A 14,847-nucleotide genomic window follows, 5' to 3' on the forward strand; every position below is an offset into this window, starting at 1 on the left:
CCCTAGTACCTGTGAATGAAGTGCTGCAACATCGTGAGCCCATGTTCAGTTAGAATGGCCTCAGGATGAAATTGAATGCCCTCCAATGCCTTAGAAGTATGAACCAAACCCATGATTTCATCCATGTTTTCGTGCTCATCTTGTGTCCACGCCGTGATTTCTAAGGATTCTGGCAGAGACGCTGGGGCCACCACTAAAGAGTGGTAACGACATACTTCGAAATGCTGCGGCAACCCCGCAAATACGCCTTGTTGCTTAGTATAGATGGTTGACGTTTTTCCATGCATAACTTGCTTGGCACGCACCACCTGCGCCCCCATAGCTTGGGCGATACTTTGATGCCCCAAGCAAACTCCTAAAATAGGAATATGTCCGGCAAAGCGACGCACCACATCCACACATACCCCCGCCTCATTGGGACTACAAGGGCCCGGTGAAAGCACGATATGTGCTGGGTTTAACGCACGGATATCAGCTAACGTGAGTTCATCATTGCGCTTTACCAGCACTTCTTGGTCAAGGCGCTGGAAATACTGCACCAGGTTAAAGGTGAAGGAGTCGTAATTATCTATCATCAATAACATGGAATCTTCCATTAAAAAGCCAAGCTTTCGCGCTTGGCTTTTGTGGTCATTTACACTGGCAAGCCATCTATGGGCGTGGGATAAACCCTAATGCGTCATACACCGCTTTCAAAGTGGGGGCGGCTTTAGCACTGGCCTTCTCGGCCCCCTCTTTCATGATTTTTTCAAGCAGAGGCTGATCTTCACGGATCTCCTTGAAGCGCTGTTGGATTGGCTCAATCATACCAACCACCGCTTCAGCAGTATCTTTCTTCAAATGCCCATACATTTTATCTTCATATTCAGGGACTAACTCATCAATGCTACGCTTGGTCGCCACTGACAGTAAGGTCAACAAGTTAGACACCCCGGGCTTTTCTTCACGATCGAAATAGATACGCGCCTGTTCATCGGAATCGGTCACCGCTTTTTTCAGCTTCTTCTCTATTTTCTTGGGTTCATCCAACAACATGATGTAACCATTAGGGTTATCATCCGACTTTGACATCTTTTTCAGTGGATCTTGCAAGCTCATTACCCGAGCCCCAAATTCTGGGATATATGGCTCAGGAATTTTAAAGACCTCACCATATAGGTTGTTAAAGCGGGTCGCGATATCACGGGTTAACTCTAAGTGTTGCTTTTGGTCTTCGCCAACAGGCACTTGGTCAGCCTGATATAAAAGAATATCAGCCGCTTGTAATACCGGGTAAGAAAACAAGCCAACATTGACATTGTTAGCATGCTTGGATGATTTATCTTTAAATTGGGTCATGCGGTTAAGCTCACCCATTTGTGCGTAGCAATTTAGCACCCATGCCAATTGGGCATGCTCTGGCACTTGCGATTGCACGAATAACGCTGACTTCTGTGGGTCGATACCGCATGCGGTGTACAGAGCAATGCCATCTAATACTCGCGATTTTAACACCTCTGGCTCTTGGCGAATGGTGATGGCGTGCAAATCAACAAGCATAAAGTAACTTTCATGATGCTCTTGCAAGCTAAGCCACTGGTTAATGGCGCCAACGTAATTGCCTATTGTCATACCACCGGTTGGCTGAATGCCACTTAACACTACGGGTTTACTCATGATGTTCCTTTATTACTGATCAATTAATGGTCGTGATTATATCTAAGAATTGGTCACAGAGGTACTGTGGATTGTATTGCCTTAAATCTTCGCCTTGATGGTAGCCATAGGTAAGTGCAAGGCAATCCATTGCGGCTGCCTGCGCAGCCAATAGGTCAGACTTGGAGTCTCCGATCATAAGGCAGTCCTTAGGTGCAACGGCTAATTGTTCGCTCGCACTCAAAAGCGGTGCCGGGGCCGGTTTCTTGTCGCCGTCATCGCCACATACAACAACATCGAAATGGCGGGCAATGGCCATTTTCTCTAACAGCGGCAAGGTAAAGCGACGCGCTTTATTAGTCACCACAGCTTTGGGAATATGTGCAAATGCTGCAAGTACCGTTTCTACATGGGGATAGAGCGCGCTATGCTCAGCGACTACCGCTTCATAATGGCTGAAAAACAGCGAGGTCGCTCGCTCTATATCTGCGGCGCTTAGATAAGGATTCACCGCCATGTCACCGCTCAGGAGTCGTTTCACTAGCATCTCAATACCATTACCTACAAACTGACGCACCATAGTTTGCGAGACGATGGGCCGTGCTAAATCAGTTAGCATCAAGTTGCTAGCAATATACATATCCTCAGCGCTATCCACTAAGGTGCCGTCTAAGTCAAATAGCAGCGCTTGATACTTCACGCCTGCACCTTTGCCAATTGGTCGCGCATTTGCGTAATCACCGCTTTATAATCGGGTTGGTTGAAAATCGCCGAACCAGCCACAAACATATCGGCGCCGGCTGCTGCAACTTCAGCAATGTTATCTACTTTTATGCCACCATCCACCTCTAAGCGAATATCACGGCCGCTGGCGTCAATCAATGCACGGGTCTGGCGCAGCTTTTCTAGTGTATGGGGAATAAAGCTTTGGCCACCAAAACCTGGATTCACCGACATCAGAAGAATAACGTCCAGTTTATCCATCACATGCTCTAAAATATGCAAAGGTGTTGCAGGATTGAGGACCAGCCCGGCTTTACACCCCTGCTCTTTGATTAGCGCTAAGCTTCTATCAATGTGCTCACTGGCTTCGGGGTGGAAAGTAATAATACTGGCACCGGCTTGTGCAAACTGCGGAATTAAACTATCAACAGGCTTAACCATTAGGTGCACATCAATCGGTGCACTAATACCAAAGTCCCGTATCGCTTTGCACACCATAGGGCCAAAAGTAAGGTTGGGAACATAATGGTTATCCATTACATCGAAATGAATCACATCGGCTCCACCCGCCAATACGCGTTCTACTTCATCACCGAGGCGAGCAAAGTCGGCTGCTAAAATAGACGGCGCTATCAGGTAATCTTTCATATTACGGCTCCTTTGAACTTAGCCGTTACTTTAACGGAAAACAGACGAGCGTGTCAGCTTAGTAAATTAAGTTTGCGAACTTTGCTGCACAGATAAGTGAAAAGAAACAATAATTTAAAAACAAAAATTAACATTAATTAAACATAAGACCCTTATTTTTAAAGAAAAAGTTTTGTTTTTCAGTTAATATTCAGTTGTTTTTTTAATCAATATTGAGTAAGCTCTGGTTAATACTAATGGACTGGAGATGGATATGTTTGGCCTTAAAACTCGTACACTGCTTGTAGCAGCCGCTGCATTGGGTGTTACAGTCGCTGCCTTCAGCATAAACAGCTCAGTACAAGCGCAACAAGTGGCGTTAGAACAATGCCAATGTAATGGCTCCGCCTCTACCTACGACATCGATATGAAGCAAGCCTGTAACCACCAAGCCCAACAGTCTTGGTTCGCATGGTTAACTGGCGACAGCCGCAGCGCACAATTTCACTACCTCGATTTACTCGAACTATTGACCCGCGACGACAACAAGTCTCGCCAATTCTCAAGCAAATCTTACTAAGTCACGACTCTACTTATGTGGTCGCAACTGCAAAGCGTCATCGCCGCATTTTTTGGGGTTCAAAGTAATGCCAAGCGTGAGCATGACTTTAAGCACCATAATCCAAAGGTGCTTATTGCTATCGCTATCGTATTATTTATCGCGTTTATTTTAGGCGTGCTTGGTTTGGTTCAATTGGTATTGCCGGCCAGATAAATACATCGCCATCAACTCACTTACCTTATTGCGAGCATGTCCCTTGGGGCTAATTGTGCGCTTTACATTCAGCACATCAATACTCGCTTGCTCATATATTTTGCGCGTCCAAAGGGTATCATGGTTAGAGATCAACACCGAAGTATTACTTACTCCCGCTGCTTGCTCCGCTAAATTGGCAAGGTTAGCCTGATCATCAAGATTAAAACCACCTTTTGCATAAGAGGTGAACGATGCGGTTTTACTTAATGGCACATAAGGGGGATCGCAGTACACCACTGCATTTTTTGGCAACTGGGCAAAAACATCTTTATAGCTCAAACAAGTAAATGTCGCTCGCTGCGCCTTTTCAGCAAAGAAGTACATTTCCTTCTCTGGAAAATAGGGCTTTTTGTATTTGCCAAATGGGACGTTAAAAATGCCTTTTAGGTTGTAGCGACACAGGCCATTGTAACCATGACGATTCATATACAAAAATAATATGGCACGCTCGTAGGCATCGCGACTGGCATTAAACTGTTTGCGCAAACCATAGTAAATATCAGCATCATTATTGACCGCACTGAATAACTTACGAGCGTCACTGATAAACTCATCAGGGGCGTGGGTTAATTCACGGTAAAGGTTAATAAGATCAGCGTTGATATCATTGAGCACATAATGATCAAAGTGCGTATTAAGAAACACCGAACCTGCGCCGACAAAGGGCTCGACCAGTGTCGTAGCGCGATTGCCCGTCAGCGCCTGTGCGGTATCTAAGCGCTTGGCAATATCATCTACCAAACTATATTTGCCGCCCGCCCACTTCAGGAAAGCACGGGTTTTCTTTTGCATTAAATCACTTGCTCATCGGTTATGAATTAAATATCACAGCATCGCGGCGGGCGATGTTAACGCAAGATTCTACCGCAACTCAGGGTTAGGTTGCGAGTCTATCTCTGCTTTTATCTTACTGATTTGCTTTGCGTAGGGCTCTAAACTAGGCAGTAGCTCTGCAATTTCTGTAAGCTGTGCATCAATTGCGCTTCGACTAGCAGGCTGTGCCCAAGTCAGAATATGCCATCCTTTATCAGCGCGTTGATAATGACGTACTTTTTTCTCGAGATTATGGCGGGCAATATACGCCTCCACCTGCTGCTCGTTAGACATCACAGTTAGTTGCCATAACCATAAATTATCATCTTGGCGGTTATACCAGTGATGATCATATGGCAGCATGTGGCTATTGGTCGGTACGCTCTGTCGCTGTTCAGGCTCTGCTTCCTCTACTGGCTGTGCCTGCTCTGTAGCCGCCTGCGTGGCTGGCTGTTGCAGTGCTGCAACCACAGCTTGAGTATCATTTTCTAGCTTTTCAGTGATGAGATTGTGGTCACTCGCTTGCTCAGGCTGCTGCATGTTGCCCTCATGTGCGCCCTGCGAGGGTTGTTGCTGCTTTGCAAAGACCGCATCGTTAGCAACCACCGGCGCATTCTCGCTTTGTGGCAGCATGACCGTTAGTTCATCACGTTGATAAACCAAGCCAATAACAATCAAAATAACAACAATCATGGTCGGCACGAGCCACCATCGCCGGGTTGGCTTTGCCGTGTTTTTTGGCATCTGCTGTTCTTGGTGCCACTGTAACAATAATGCTGGATTGCCGTGGCATTGACGCACGAATTCAGCAAAAATGGGGTCTTCTGCCGGTGGTAAGGTCTTATAAAAGCTTTGCATGAGACGTATGCTTTCCGAGTCGGATAGCGGTTCTAGATGAATATCTACGGCGTTTTCAAATAGTTCTGCGCGAGAAGATGCACAGAGAATATACAGAACGCCTGGCGCTGTTTTCGCAAGCTTTTCTAACTCAATGATCAGTTCCTGCGATAGCTGTTTGGCGTTATCTATAACCCAAAGTAACTGTCGCTCCCCCTGCTCTTTTACTAAACGGTAGAAGTTATCACTGAGGGGCTCGTTTACATCCACCAAAGGATAAGAAAAGCTATGCTCCAACAGGTGAGTCACCACGTCTTCATCCCGCGTCTTAGCGCCAACCTCAATATAGGCCTTATTAAAGGGTTCGTAGTGGTCGGTTACAAAGTGCTCTAAAAGATAGCTCTTACCGAATCCTGGAGCGGCAACCAAATGAATAAGGTTTTGCCCATAGCTAAATTGCAGCGCGATGCGCTTGGCTAAGGCTGCTCGCGAGGGAAGTATTTGCGATTGCATTAGCGTGAAAACAAAGTATCTAACTCGGCCTCTGATACATCATCGATAAGTTCACAGCGACCAAAAGCCGTAGGAAGGATAAAGCGTATGCGGCCCGCCTTATTCTTTTTATCTTTTCTCATATGCGCGATAAAGTCTTGGCAGCTCATTTGCTCTGGCGCGCTGGTTGGTAAATCATAATTCGCTAATAAAGTCACAATGCGCGTTAATTCTTGTTCACTAAGCCAACCACGCATCACGGCTAACTTCGCGGCTAATACCATCCCGGCGGCTACGGCCTCACCATGTAACCACTGGCCATAGCCCATGTGTGCTTCGATAGCATGGCCAAAGGTATGACCGAGATTGAGCAGAGCACGCAGGCCCGCTTCTTTCTCATCTTGGGCAACAATTTGTGCTTTAATTTCACAGCAACGATGGATAACTTGCGGTAACAACTGCGGGTGCTGTGCCTTGATTTCATCACTGTGCTGTTCTAGTTGTGCAAATAAATCGGCGTCATAAATTAGCCCATATTTGACCACTTCCGCCATTCCTGCAGCAAATTCCTTGCTCGGCAAAGTGTTGAGCACACGATTATCAATAAATACCGCTTGCGGCTGGTAAAAAGCGCCAATCATATTTTTCCCAAGGGGATGATTGACGGCTGTTTTGCCGCCGACAGACGAGTCAACTTGCGATAACAGAGTCGTTGGAATTTGTATAAAGTCGATGCCGCGCTGATAACACGCTGCAACGAAACCGGTAAGGTCGCCAATGACACCTCCGCCTAGCGCTAACAGGCAAGTGTCACGTCCACAATTATGCTCAAGCAAAAACGCATTTAAGCGCTCGAACCATTGCAGCGTTTTAAATTGCTCACCATCAGGCATCACGAACACTAATGGTTGGTGTTCATGCAAGGTATTTATGAGGATATCTAGATACAGCGGGGCGATGGTTTCATTGGTGACAATAACTGGTCGATTTTGACCTAAGAATGACCCTAGGCGCTCAGAATCACGCAGTAAATTATCACCAATGAAAATGGGGTAACTGCGCTCACCTAGTTCAACATTAAGTTCCAGCATGCGCAATTCTCCCTGGTTTATTTAGAAATCAAGCTTCTCAATGATTTGGTTAGCGACCACTTTAGCGCTTTGCTCGTCGGTGCGAACCGTGAAGTCAGCCACTTCTTGATAGAGCGGGTTACGCTCCTCAGCTAGACGCTCTAACACGTCTTGTGGATCTTCTTTAGTTTGCAGTAGCGGACGACGTTTGTCGCGCTGGGTGCGAGCCACTTGCTTTTCGATTGGGGTTTCTAGGTACACTACGATACCACGTGCAGACAGTTTGTTGCGTACTTCTTTACTGACTACAGAGCCACCACCCGTTGCAAGTACAATACCTTGAAGCTCGGTTAAATCAGTGATCACAGTCTCTTCGCGACGACGAAAACCTTCTTCGCCCTCAATATCGAACACCCACGCAATATCTGCACCAGTGCGGCGCTCAATTTCGTTATCTGAGTCATAAAACTCAAGGTGTAGTTGATCTGCGATGTGACGACCAATTGTGCTCTTGCCGGCCCCCATTGGGCCTACTAGAAATATATTACGTTTCTCAGCCATATTTTTTAGTACAAACGAACTCTAAAATTTGAATTAAAAACCCCGCCTCGCGACTGGCCCCAAAATCAAGGGGGAGATTATCTCAGTAATTTATGCCTGTTTTCAAGCATAATACAGTAAATAATTACAGTAGGCGGTCGGTCACGGAAACAGCCCTCGGGAAGTAGTGTAGATGACCTTCACCGAGAGTGAGCTGTTTTAGCCAAAGATGTAGCTAGGCTATTTGATCACTTTTAAGTGACTGCCTTTTTTGCCCTTACTCTTGTCTTCCTGACTGGTTTCACGGCTAGCTTGTGGGTTTGGATTGTCAATGGCCTCCAGTCCAGGCTGCGGTTCAGGCAACTCTTCAGACTGTGGCTGTGAAGGCGTTACACCTGAGCGTTCTTGCTCTTCGTAGGTTTCATCCTGAGTAAACACCGTCCCTTCACCGTTTTCCCGTGCATATATCGCTAACACAGCGCCCATTGGCACATAGACCTGCATCGGCTGACCGCCGAATCGAGCATTAAATGTCAGCAGAGCGTTGTCCATTGAGAACTGAGTAACCGCGCTTGGGCTTATATTCAACACAATTTGTCCATCTTGAACAAACTGAGTAGGCACTTGCACGTTGGGAAAATCGGCGTTAACAACCAAGTGCGGTGTGCACTGGTTGTCAACAATCCAATCGTAAAAGGCGCGTAGCAGATAAGGTCTGTTAGGCGTCATTATAGACGAATCTCACGTTCGGCTTCGGTTAGTGATGCTTGGAATGACTCACGCTCAAACAAACGAATCATGTATTCTTTTAGCTCTTTGCTACCAGCACCTTCTAAGCTAATGCCTAGTTCAGGTAAACGCCACAATAGTGGCGCTAGGTAACAATCAACAAGACTAAACTCTTCGCTCATAAAATAAGGCGCTTCGTTAAAGATAGGAGCCACAGCAAGTAATGCTTCGGTCAATTCTTTACGCGCTTGTTCAGCATCACTGCCACCGGCATAAATTTTCGCTGCCAGTGAGTACCAGTCTGTTTCGATACGGTGCATCATCAAGCGACTACGGCCACGCATGACTGGGTAAACAGGCATTAATGGAGGATGTGGAAAACGCTCATCCAGATATTCCATAATGATGTTCGCTTGGTATAAACCAAGTTCACGATCAATCAGAGTGGGTACAGTGCCATATGGGTTAATCTCGTGTAACGCTTCTGGCAAGTTATCCTTCTCCGCCAAGTGGATATCCACGCTAACTCCTTTTTCCGCCAAGACAATACGAACTTGGTGGCTGTACATACAATTAGCACCGGAAAACAGCGTCATTACAGGGCGTTTATTGGCAGCAACGGCCATGCCTACCTCCATCAAAAAATCACAAAGTACAAAATACTTTTGCGTCATGGCCCAAAATTTGAGCAATGACTTTAAACGGCAATAGGGGCATATTGCCCCTATTGAGTTAACTGGTTGAATATTCTAATTAATGAACATCTCGCCAGTATTCTTTCTTCAAAAAGAAAGCGAGGATAAACAGAATCACCAAAAAGCCGATGACCTTAATACCCAGCGCCTCTGAATCTAAGCGCGAAGGCTCACCTACATACGCCATGAAGTTTGCTAGGTCGCGGGCTGCTTGGTCGTATTCATCGACACTCATTTCCCCGGTCCCATCAGTCTCAGTACCCACTACTTTTTGTACTGTTTTACCATTTTGCTCAACTTCTTCGTAAATTGGCGTTGGTAGACCTTGCAACTCTTGCAACACATGCGGCATACCTACTGATGGGAACACTACATTATTCACACCAAAAGGACGCGACTCATCTTTATAAAACGACTTTAAGTACGTATAGATGTAGTCAGGTGACTTAACACGTGCGATTAAGGTTAAATCCGGCGGAGCCGCACCAAACCATTTCGCTGCATCTTCTTCACCCATCGCATTTTTAATATGGCTACCTACTTTTGAACCATCAAAAATAAGCGTCTCTTCGCCGATTTCAGTAGGAATACCGATATCGCGGAAAGTACGCTGGTAGCGCTGATACTGCATTTGGTGACAACCTAAGCAGTAGTTCATGAACAACTTGGCACCACGCTGTAATGATGCCTGGTCCTTTAGGTCAATGTTCGCGTCTTGCAGCGGCATCGAAGGACCTGCTGCCATTGACAAAGTAGGCAGCAATGCGAATAAACCGATAACTAGTTTCTTCATCATTTCGTCAACCTCTCTGGCAATGGCTTGGTTTTCTCGTTTTTACTGTAAAAGAACAGTAACACAAAGAACATGAAATAGGTCACCGTACAAATCTGCGACAGAATTGTTTTGAAATCAGTTTGCGGTGTTGCACCAACCCAACCAAGGATAACAAAGGTCACAACGAACTGCGCAATATTCAATTTGTGGAAACCACAACGATAGCGAATAGAGCGTACGCGACCACGGTCAATCCAAGGTAGTAAAGCTAACACCACAATAGACGCGCCCATAGCCACAACACCCAGTAGTTTATCTGGAATTGCACGCAGGATTGCGTAGAACGGTGTGAAGTACCATACCGGGAAAATATGCTCAGGCGTTTTCAGCGGGTTCGCTGCTTCAAAGTTTGGTGCTTCCAAGAAGAAGCCGCCCATCTCTGGCGTAAAGAACACGATGTAAGAGAAAATAATCAAGAAGCCAACCACACCAACAATGTCTTTCACTGTGTAGTAAGGGTGGAACGGTATTGCATCGACAATATCTTTCTTATCGGTGTAGTACTCGTGGAATTTAAATTTCGCTTTGTCTTCTTCCGCAACAGTGCCTTTTTTACGCTTAATATCGATACCATCAGGGTTGTTAGAGCCCACTTCGTGCAGCGCAACAATGTGTAAGAACACGAGAATAACGAGCACTAATGGCAGCGCGATAACGTGCAATGCAAAGAAACGGTTCAAAGTGGCACCAGAGATAACATAGTCACCACGGATCCACAGTGTTAGATCATCACCAATAACCGGAATCGCACCAAACAGTGAGATAATAACCTGAGCACCCCAGAATGACATCTGACCCCATGGTAATAGGTAGCCCATGAAGGCTTCAGCCATTAATGCTAGGAAGATAAACATACCAAACAACCACAATAGCTCACGCGGTTTTTGATATGAACCGTAGATCATGCCACGGAACATGTGCAAATAAACCACCACGAAGAAGGCAGATGCCCCTGTAGAGTGGAGATAACGCAGTAGCCAGCCGTATTCAACATCACGCATGATATATTCAACGGAAGCAAAAGCACCTTCAGCAGAAGGTACAAAGTTCATGGTCAACCAAATGCCCGTGACGATTTGGTTTACTAGCACGAGCATGGCCAATGAGCCAAAGAAGTACCAGAAGTTAAAGTTTTTCGGTGCTGGATATTGTGCGATGTGCATATTCCAGACGCGAGTCATGGGAATACGTTCATCAATCCAATTGATAATATTACCAAACATTATGCTGCCCCTTCGCCTTTTTCACCACCGACCAAAATCGTGGTGTCATCAATGAAGTAATAAGGAGGGATCTCAAGGTTCAGTGGAGCGGGAACCGATTGGAATACTCGACCTGCCATATCAAACTTAGAACCGTGACATGGACAGAAGAAACCATCATCAGTACCTTCCACTTTCTCGCCAAAGCCACCTTGTAAGAAGCTAGGAGAGCAACCTAAGTGAGTACAGATACCCACAGCGACAAAGATATCGTCTTTGCGAGAACGCATTGGGTTCTTAGCAAATTCAGGCTGTTGTGGTTCCTCAGATTGAGGATCACGCAGCTGATCTTCGTGCTCTTTAAGTTGTTTTAACATGTCAGGCGTACGCGAGATAACCCATACAGGTTTGCCTCGCCACTCAACACGGATTAGTTGTCCTGGCTCAATCTTCGAGATATCAACTTCTACGGGAGCACCCGCAGATTTAGCTCTCTCACTTGGGTTCCAAGACGCGATAAAAGGAACAGCAGCTCCAACCGCACCAACACCACCTACAACAGAGGTAGCTATGGTTAAAAAGCGGCGTCGGCTGTTGTCTACAGGCGCATTGCTCATCCACTTATCTCCACTATGATTCTCAACACTTGCTATATTGAGAACATCAGTTACAGCAGGTTAATTTTTGAAGTTACAAAATAGAAGCGATCATAAATAAAAGCCTTGATTAAAACAAGGTTATTCATTGTCTCACCGCCAATAAACACCGCCATTATTGCCATGCAACTTTTTACGGCATAGATCAGCGTGAACGATCATATCGCGGTTACTTGCTGGTGACGGTGACAAAGATCAATATCGGTTCAGCAAAGTATTAAAAATCACTTCATCGGTTTATTTGCCACGCAATTGTAGCAAAATTTTATCAAAAATAGTGGCGCGATGGGCATTAAATGAGGGAAATAATAGAAAAATATCAAACTTTAAGGCAGTAACGGGGGAGATGGCACTTTATCATTGCCTAAAGTAAAAAACCCGGTTTGCCAAAGCAAAGCCGGGTTTTGAAATTCTGGATACGTAAAAAATTAACGCTTCGAGAATTGAGTGTTCTTACGTGCTTTCTTAAGACCCACTTTCTTACGCTCAACTTTACGAGCATCGCGAGTAACAAAGCCAGCTTTACGAAGGTCTGAACGAAGTGACTCGTCGAACTCCATAAGCGCACGGGTAATACCGTGACGGATTGCACCAGCTTGACCAGTAGAACCACCACCTTCAACAGTGATGTATAGGTCAAACTTTTCAGTCATTTCAACAAGCTCTAATGGCTGACGAACAACCATGCGAGACGTTTCACGACTGAAGTATTCTTCGATAGAACGTTGATTAATTACGATGTTGCCAGTGCCTGGGCGTAGGAATACGCGAGCACTTGAACTTTTACGACGACCTGTACCGTAGTATTGATTTGCCATGACTGTGCTCCTTAAATGTCTAGAACCTGAGGCTGCTGTGCAGCGTGATTGTGCTCAGTACCTGCGTAAACTTTAAGCTTACGGAACATTGCACGGCCTAGAGGACCACGTGGCAACATGCCTTTAACCGCTTTTTCAATGATCATCTCAGGCTTGCTAGCTTGAAGTTTCTCAAAGTTAGTAGACTTCAGGCCACCTGGGTAACCAGTGTGCGCATAGTACATTTTGTTCTGAGCTTTGTTACCAGTTACAGTAACTTTGTCAGCGTTGATTACGATGATGTAGTCACCAGTGTCAACGTGTGGAGTGTACTCTGCTTTATGCTTACCGCGAAGACGACGAGCGATTTCAGTAGCGATGCGACCTAAAGTTTTACCTTCGGCGTCAACTACGTACCAGTCACGTTTTACTGATTCTGGTTTAGCAACAAACGTTTTCATTCTAAAAATCCAATGTTTTCAATTTTAAAACCACAGGCAGTTTATTAACTGCCGCTCTACTAATGCTTTAACCCCTTCGAGTTTAAGACTTGATACTGTAAATAGTGGCTAAGCTAAATACAGTGATAGAACGCAACGTGGCAGGCGCGGGAGTATAGCAGTTTGAAAATCCCTTGGCTACCGCCGCGCTGATTTTTTATGCAGTGATAGGAGCTGTAAAAACGAACCGACTAAGCTAAATGAGGGCGCTCTAGATATTCGCGTGATTGCATCTCTTGCAATCGGCTGACACAGCGTTTGAACTCAAAGTTTAAGTTCCCTTGGGTATAAAGCGCTTCAATGGGCGCTTGTGCGGAGATAATCAGCGTCACATTACGCTCATAAAATTCATCGACTAACGCAATAAAACGGCGCGCAGCGTCATCATTGTGTTGCCCCATTTGTTTCACATTGGCGAGTAGCACGGTGTTATAAAGGCGGGAGATTTCCATATAATCCACTTGCGAGCGCGCACTTTCACACAGTTCGGCAAAATCAAACATCACAATGCAGTCACTGACCATGCGTGTTTGAATCATCCGCCCTTCGATTTCAATGGCCTCGTTTGCTCTGCCCGGCTCGGGGGATAGTTGCTCGAAATAAGCAAATAGGTTTTGATCCGCTTGCTCATCAAGCGGACTGTGAAAAATTTCCGCTTGCTCTAAGGTGCGCAAGCGATAATCAACGCCGGAATCGACATTCACTATCTCAGTATTAGCCTTTACCAGCTCAATTGCGGGCAGGAAACGTGCCCGCTGCAAGCCATTTTTATACAGCTCATCAGGCACAATATTAGACGTCGCAACTAATACAATCCCTCTCGCAAACAGCGCTTCCATCAGGCCACCTAATAGCATGGCGTCAGTGATATCCTGAACAAAAAACTCATCAAAGCAGATGATGTCGGTTTCGGCTTTGAGTTTATCGGCCACCACCAACAGCGGGTTTTTAACATCTTGTAATTGTTTTAGTTCCTGATGCACACGGTGCATAAAGCGGTGAAAATGCACCCGCATTTTACGCTCAGTCGGCAGAGCCTCGTAAAAGGTATCGACCAGATAGGTCTTACCACGCCCTACCCCGCCCCAAAAGTAAAGCCCTTTAATGGCCTTCGTGCTATCCTTGGCAAACAGCTTAGAGAAAAAACCGCGCGGCTTTTCAGGCTGAGCAACAATGTCATCATACAGGCGTTGCAGGTGACGCACCGCGTTTTCTTGTGCTTCATCATGGAGGAAGTCATCGCGCTGTAAATCTTGTTGATATTTTTGCCAAGGTGTCATGGTGATAGGAGCAATACTAGGGATTAATTTTCGCGCTATCTTAACACGGCTGACAACAAAGCGTATATTTGACTCAGTAAAGTTTTCAAAAGGGGAAATTTATGTATACCACTACTTGGCTAGGTATCGTAATTATTGTTGCTGCATGCAGCTTTTTTGTTGGCAGCTGGATGACTAAACGCCGCTTCAAGCAGGGCGAATTAGAAGAGCAAGCGCAACAAGCGCAAAATGACCTTGAGCGTTACCGTCAGGATGTCGCTGATCATTTAGATAACACCAATAAATTAATCGCTAAGCTCAAGGAAAACTACGAACAGTTAGTTAACCATGTACAGCAAAGCGATCACTTATTAACTGCAAAACAAGATGTTGATTTAAGCCAGCCTTTTTTCTCAAAAGAAACCACTGAGCAACTGCATGCGTCTTTAAATCAGCGCCCCGAGCGCCAACCCACTCGCAGCGTGCACGACAGTCAGCCAACCGATTATGCCAGCGGCGAATCAGGGTTATTTAGTGGTGAGCAAAAGTCTAACGATAAGCAACCTGCCTGATAAATAGGCAGTTATTTATCTCTTGAGGAACTAAATTAACGACCCCAT

Annotated in this window: 19 protein-coding genes; 3 read left to right on the forward strand and 16 right to left on the reverse strand. The window is 45.7% G+C overall.

Annotated elements, in window-relative coordinates; translation table 11 throughout:
- Positions 1-2 precede the first annotated feature (2 nt).
- From PRUTH_RS13495 to rpe, 4 genes are all read right to left on the reverse strand, one after another.
- On the reverse strand, positions 3-584 hold the full coding sequence (locus PRUTH_RS13495; protein WP_045979170.1) for an anthranilate synthase component II: 582 nt from the start codon (positions 582-584) through the stop codon (positions 3-5).
- Positions 585-651: 67 nt separating this feature from the next.
- Positions 652-1,656 carry a tryptophan--tRNA ligase gene (gene trpS / locus PRUTH_RS13500; RefSeq protein ID WP_022945585.1) on the reverse strand — a complete coding sequence of 335 codons (1,005 nt, stop codon included), beginning with the start codon at positions 1,654-1,656 and terminating at the stop codon, positions 652-654.
- Positions 1,657-1,675: 19 nt separating this feature from the next.
- Positions 1,676-2,335 carry an HAD-IA family hydrolase gene (locus tag PRUTH_RS13505; protein WP_151173504.1) on the reverse strand — a complete coding sequence of 220 codons (660 nt, stop codon included), beginning with the start codon at positions 2,333-2,335 and terminating at the stop codon, positions 1,676-1,678.
- A complete protein-coding gene (rpe, locus tag PRUTH_RS13510; RefSeq protein WP_022945583.1) occupies positions 2,332-3,006 on the reverse strand; it encodes a ribulose-phosphate 3-epimerase in 675 nt (224 codons plus the stop codon). The genes PRUTH_RS13505 and rpe overlap by 4 nt, the downstream gene beginning before the upstream one ends.
- Before the next feature lie 253 nt (positions 3,007-3,259).
- On the opposite strand from rpe, the gene PRUTH_RS13515 reads away from it, so the two are divergent.
- Positions 3,260-3,565: a hypothetical protein gene (locus PRUTH_RS13515; protein WP_026111197.1), complete on the forward strand. Its 306-nt coding sequence runs from the start codon at positions 3,260-3,262 to the stop codon at positions 3,563-3,565.
- Between the two features lie 15 nt (positions 3,566-3,580).
- Complete coding sequence (locus tag PRUTH_RS13520; RefSeq protein ID WP_022945581.1) at positions 3,581-3,760, forward strand: DUF2970 domain-containing protein; 180 nt, start codon at positions 3,581-3,583, stop codon at positions 3,758-3,760.
- Here the strand turns inward: PRUTH_RS13520 and PRUTH_RS13525 are convergent.
- From PRUTH_RS13525 to zapE, 12 genes are all read right to left on the reverse strand, one after another.
- Positions 3,716-4,594, reverse strand: a complete 879-nt coding sequence (locus tag PRUTH_RS13525) for a Dam family site-specific DNA-(adenine-N6)-methyltransferase (protein WP_022945580.1) — start codon at positions 4,592-4,594, stop codon at positions 3,716-3,718. The two genes, PRUTH_RS13520 and PRUTH_RS13525, sit on opposite strands and share 45 nt — an antisense overlap.
- A gap of 69 nt (positions 4,595-4,663) precedes the next feature.
- The gene (locus tag PRUTH_RS13530) at positions 4,664-5,965 is read right to left on the reverse strand and encodes an SPOR domain-containing protein (RefSeq protein WP_151173505.1); all 1,302 of its coding nucleotides are present in this window, start codon (positions 5,963-5,965) and stop codon (positions 4,664-4,666) included.
- On the reverse strand, positions 5,965-7,035 hold the full coding sequence (gene aroB, locus PRUTH_RS13535) for a 3-dehydroquinate synthase (RefSeq protein ID WP_130147173.1): 1,071 nt from the start codon (positions 7,033-7,035) through the stop codon (positions 5,965-5,967). The genes PRUTH_RS13530 and aroB overlap by 1 nt, the downstream gene beginning before the upstream one ends.
- A 21-nt stretch (positions 7,036-7,056) precedes the next feature.
- Positions 7,057-7,575 carry a shikimate kinase AroK gene (gene aroK, locus PRUTH_RS13540; RefSeq protein ID WP_022945577.1) on the reverse strand — a complete coding sequence of 173 codons (519 nt, stop codon included), beginning with the start codon at positions 7,573-7,575 and terminating at the stop codon, positions 7,057-7,059.
- A 219-nt stretch (positions 7,576-7,794) separates the two neighbouring features.
- Positions 7,795-8,283: a ClpXP protease specificity-enhancing factor gene (locus tag PRUTH_RS13545; RefSeq protein ID WP_022945576.1), complete on the reverse strand. Its 489-nt coding sequence runs from the start codon at positions 8,281-8,283 to the stop codon at positions 7,795-7,797.
- Entirely contained in the window at positions 8,283-8,909 is a 627-nt protein-coding gene (sspA, locus tag PRUTH_RS13550; RefSeq protein WP_022945575.1) for a stringent starvation protein SspA, read from the reverse strand. Before sspA ends, PRUTH_RS13545 begins: the two co-directional genes overlap by 1 nt.
- A gap of 127 nt (positions 8,910-9,036) precedes the next feature.
- Positions 9,037-9,774: a cytochrome c1 gene (locus tag PRUTH_RS13555; protein WP_022945574.1), complete on the reverse strand. Its 738-nt coding sequence runs from the start codon at positions 9,772-9,774 to the stop codon at positions 9,037-9,039.
- Positions 9,771-11,036, reverse strand: coding sequence for a cytochrome b (locus PRUTH_RS13560; protein WP_045979164.1), 1,266 nt, complete (start codon positions 11,034-11,036; stop codon positions 9,771-9,773). The genes PRUTH_RS13555 and PRUTH_RS13560 overlap by 4 nt, the downstream gene beginning before the upstream one ends.
- A complete protein-coding gene (gene petA, locus PRUTH_RS13565) occupies positions 11,036-11,632 on the reverse strand; it encodes a ubiquinol-cytochrome c reductase iron-sulfur subunit (protein ID WP_022945572.1) in 597 nt (198 codons plus the stop codon). Before petA ends, PRUTH_RS13560 begins: the two co-directional genes overlap by 1 nt.
- Positions 11,633-12,099: 467 nt before the next feature.
- Positions 12,100-12,489 carry a 30S ribosomal protein S9 gene (rpsI, locus tag PRUTH_RS13570; RefSeq protein ID WP_022945570.1) on the reverse strand — a complete coding sequence of 130 codons (390 nt, stop codon included), beginning with the start codon at positions 12,487-12,489 and terminating at the stop codon, positions 12,100-12,102.
- Positions 12,490-12,500: 11 nt separating this feature from the next.
- Entirely contained in the window at positions 12,501-12,929 is a 429-nt protein-coding gene (rplM, locus tag PRUTH_RS13575) for a 50S ribosomal protein L13 (protein WP_022945569.1), read from the reverse strand.
- A gap of 230 nt (positions 12,930-13,159) precedes the next feature.
- Positions 13,160-14,248: a cell division protein ZapE gene (zapE, locus tag PRUTH_RS13580; protein ID WP_130147171.1), complete on the reverse strand. Its 1,089-nt coding sequence runs from the start codon at positions 14,246-14,248 to the stop codon at positions 13,160-13,162.
- 101 nt (positions 14,249-14,349) lie between these two features.
- Between zapE and PRUTH_RS13585 the strand changes: the two genes are divergently transcribed.
- On the forward strand, positions 14,350-14,799 hold the full coding sequence (locus PRUTH_RS13585) for a Z-ring associated ZapG family protein (RefSeq protein WP_045979162.1): 450 nt from the start codon (positions 14,350-14,352) through the stop codon (positions 14,797-14,799).
- The last annotated feature ends 48 nt before the right edge of the window (positions 14,800-14,847 follow it).

The organism is Pseudoalteromonas ruthenica (assembly GCF_008808095.1).
In the GTDB taxonomy this organism is placed as follows: domain Bacteria; phylum Pseudomonadota; class Gammaproteobacteria; order Enterobacterales; family Alteromonadaceae; genus Pseudoalteromonas; species Pseudoalteromonas ruthenica.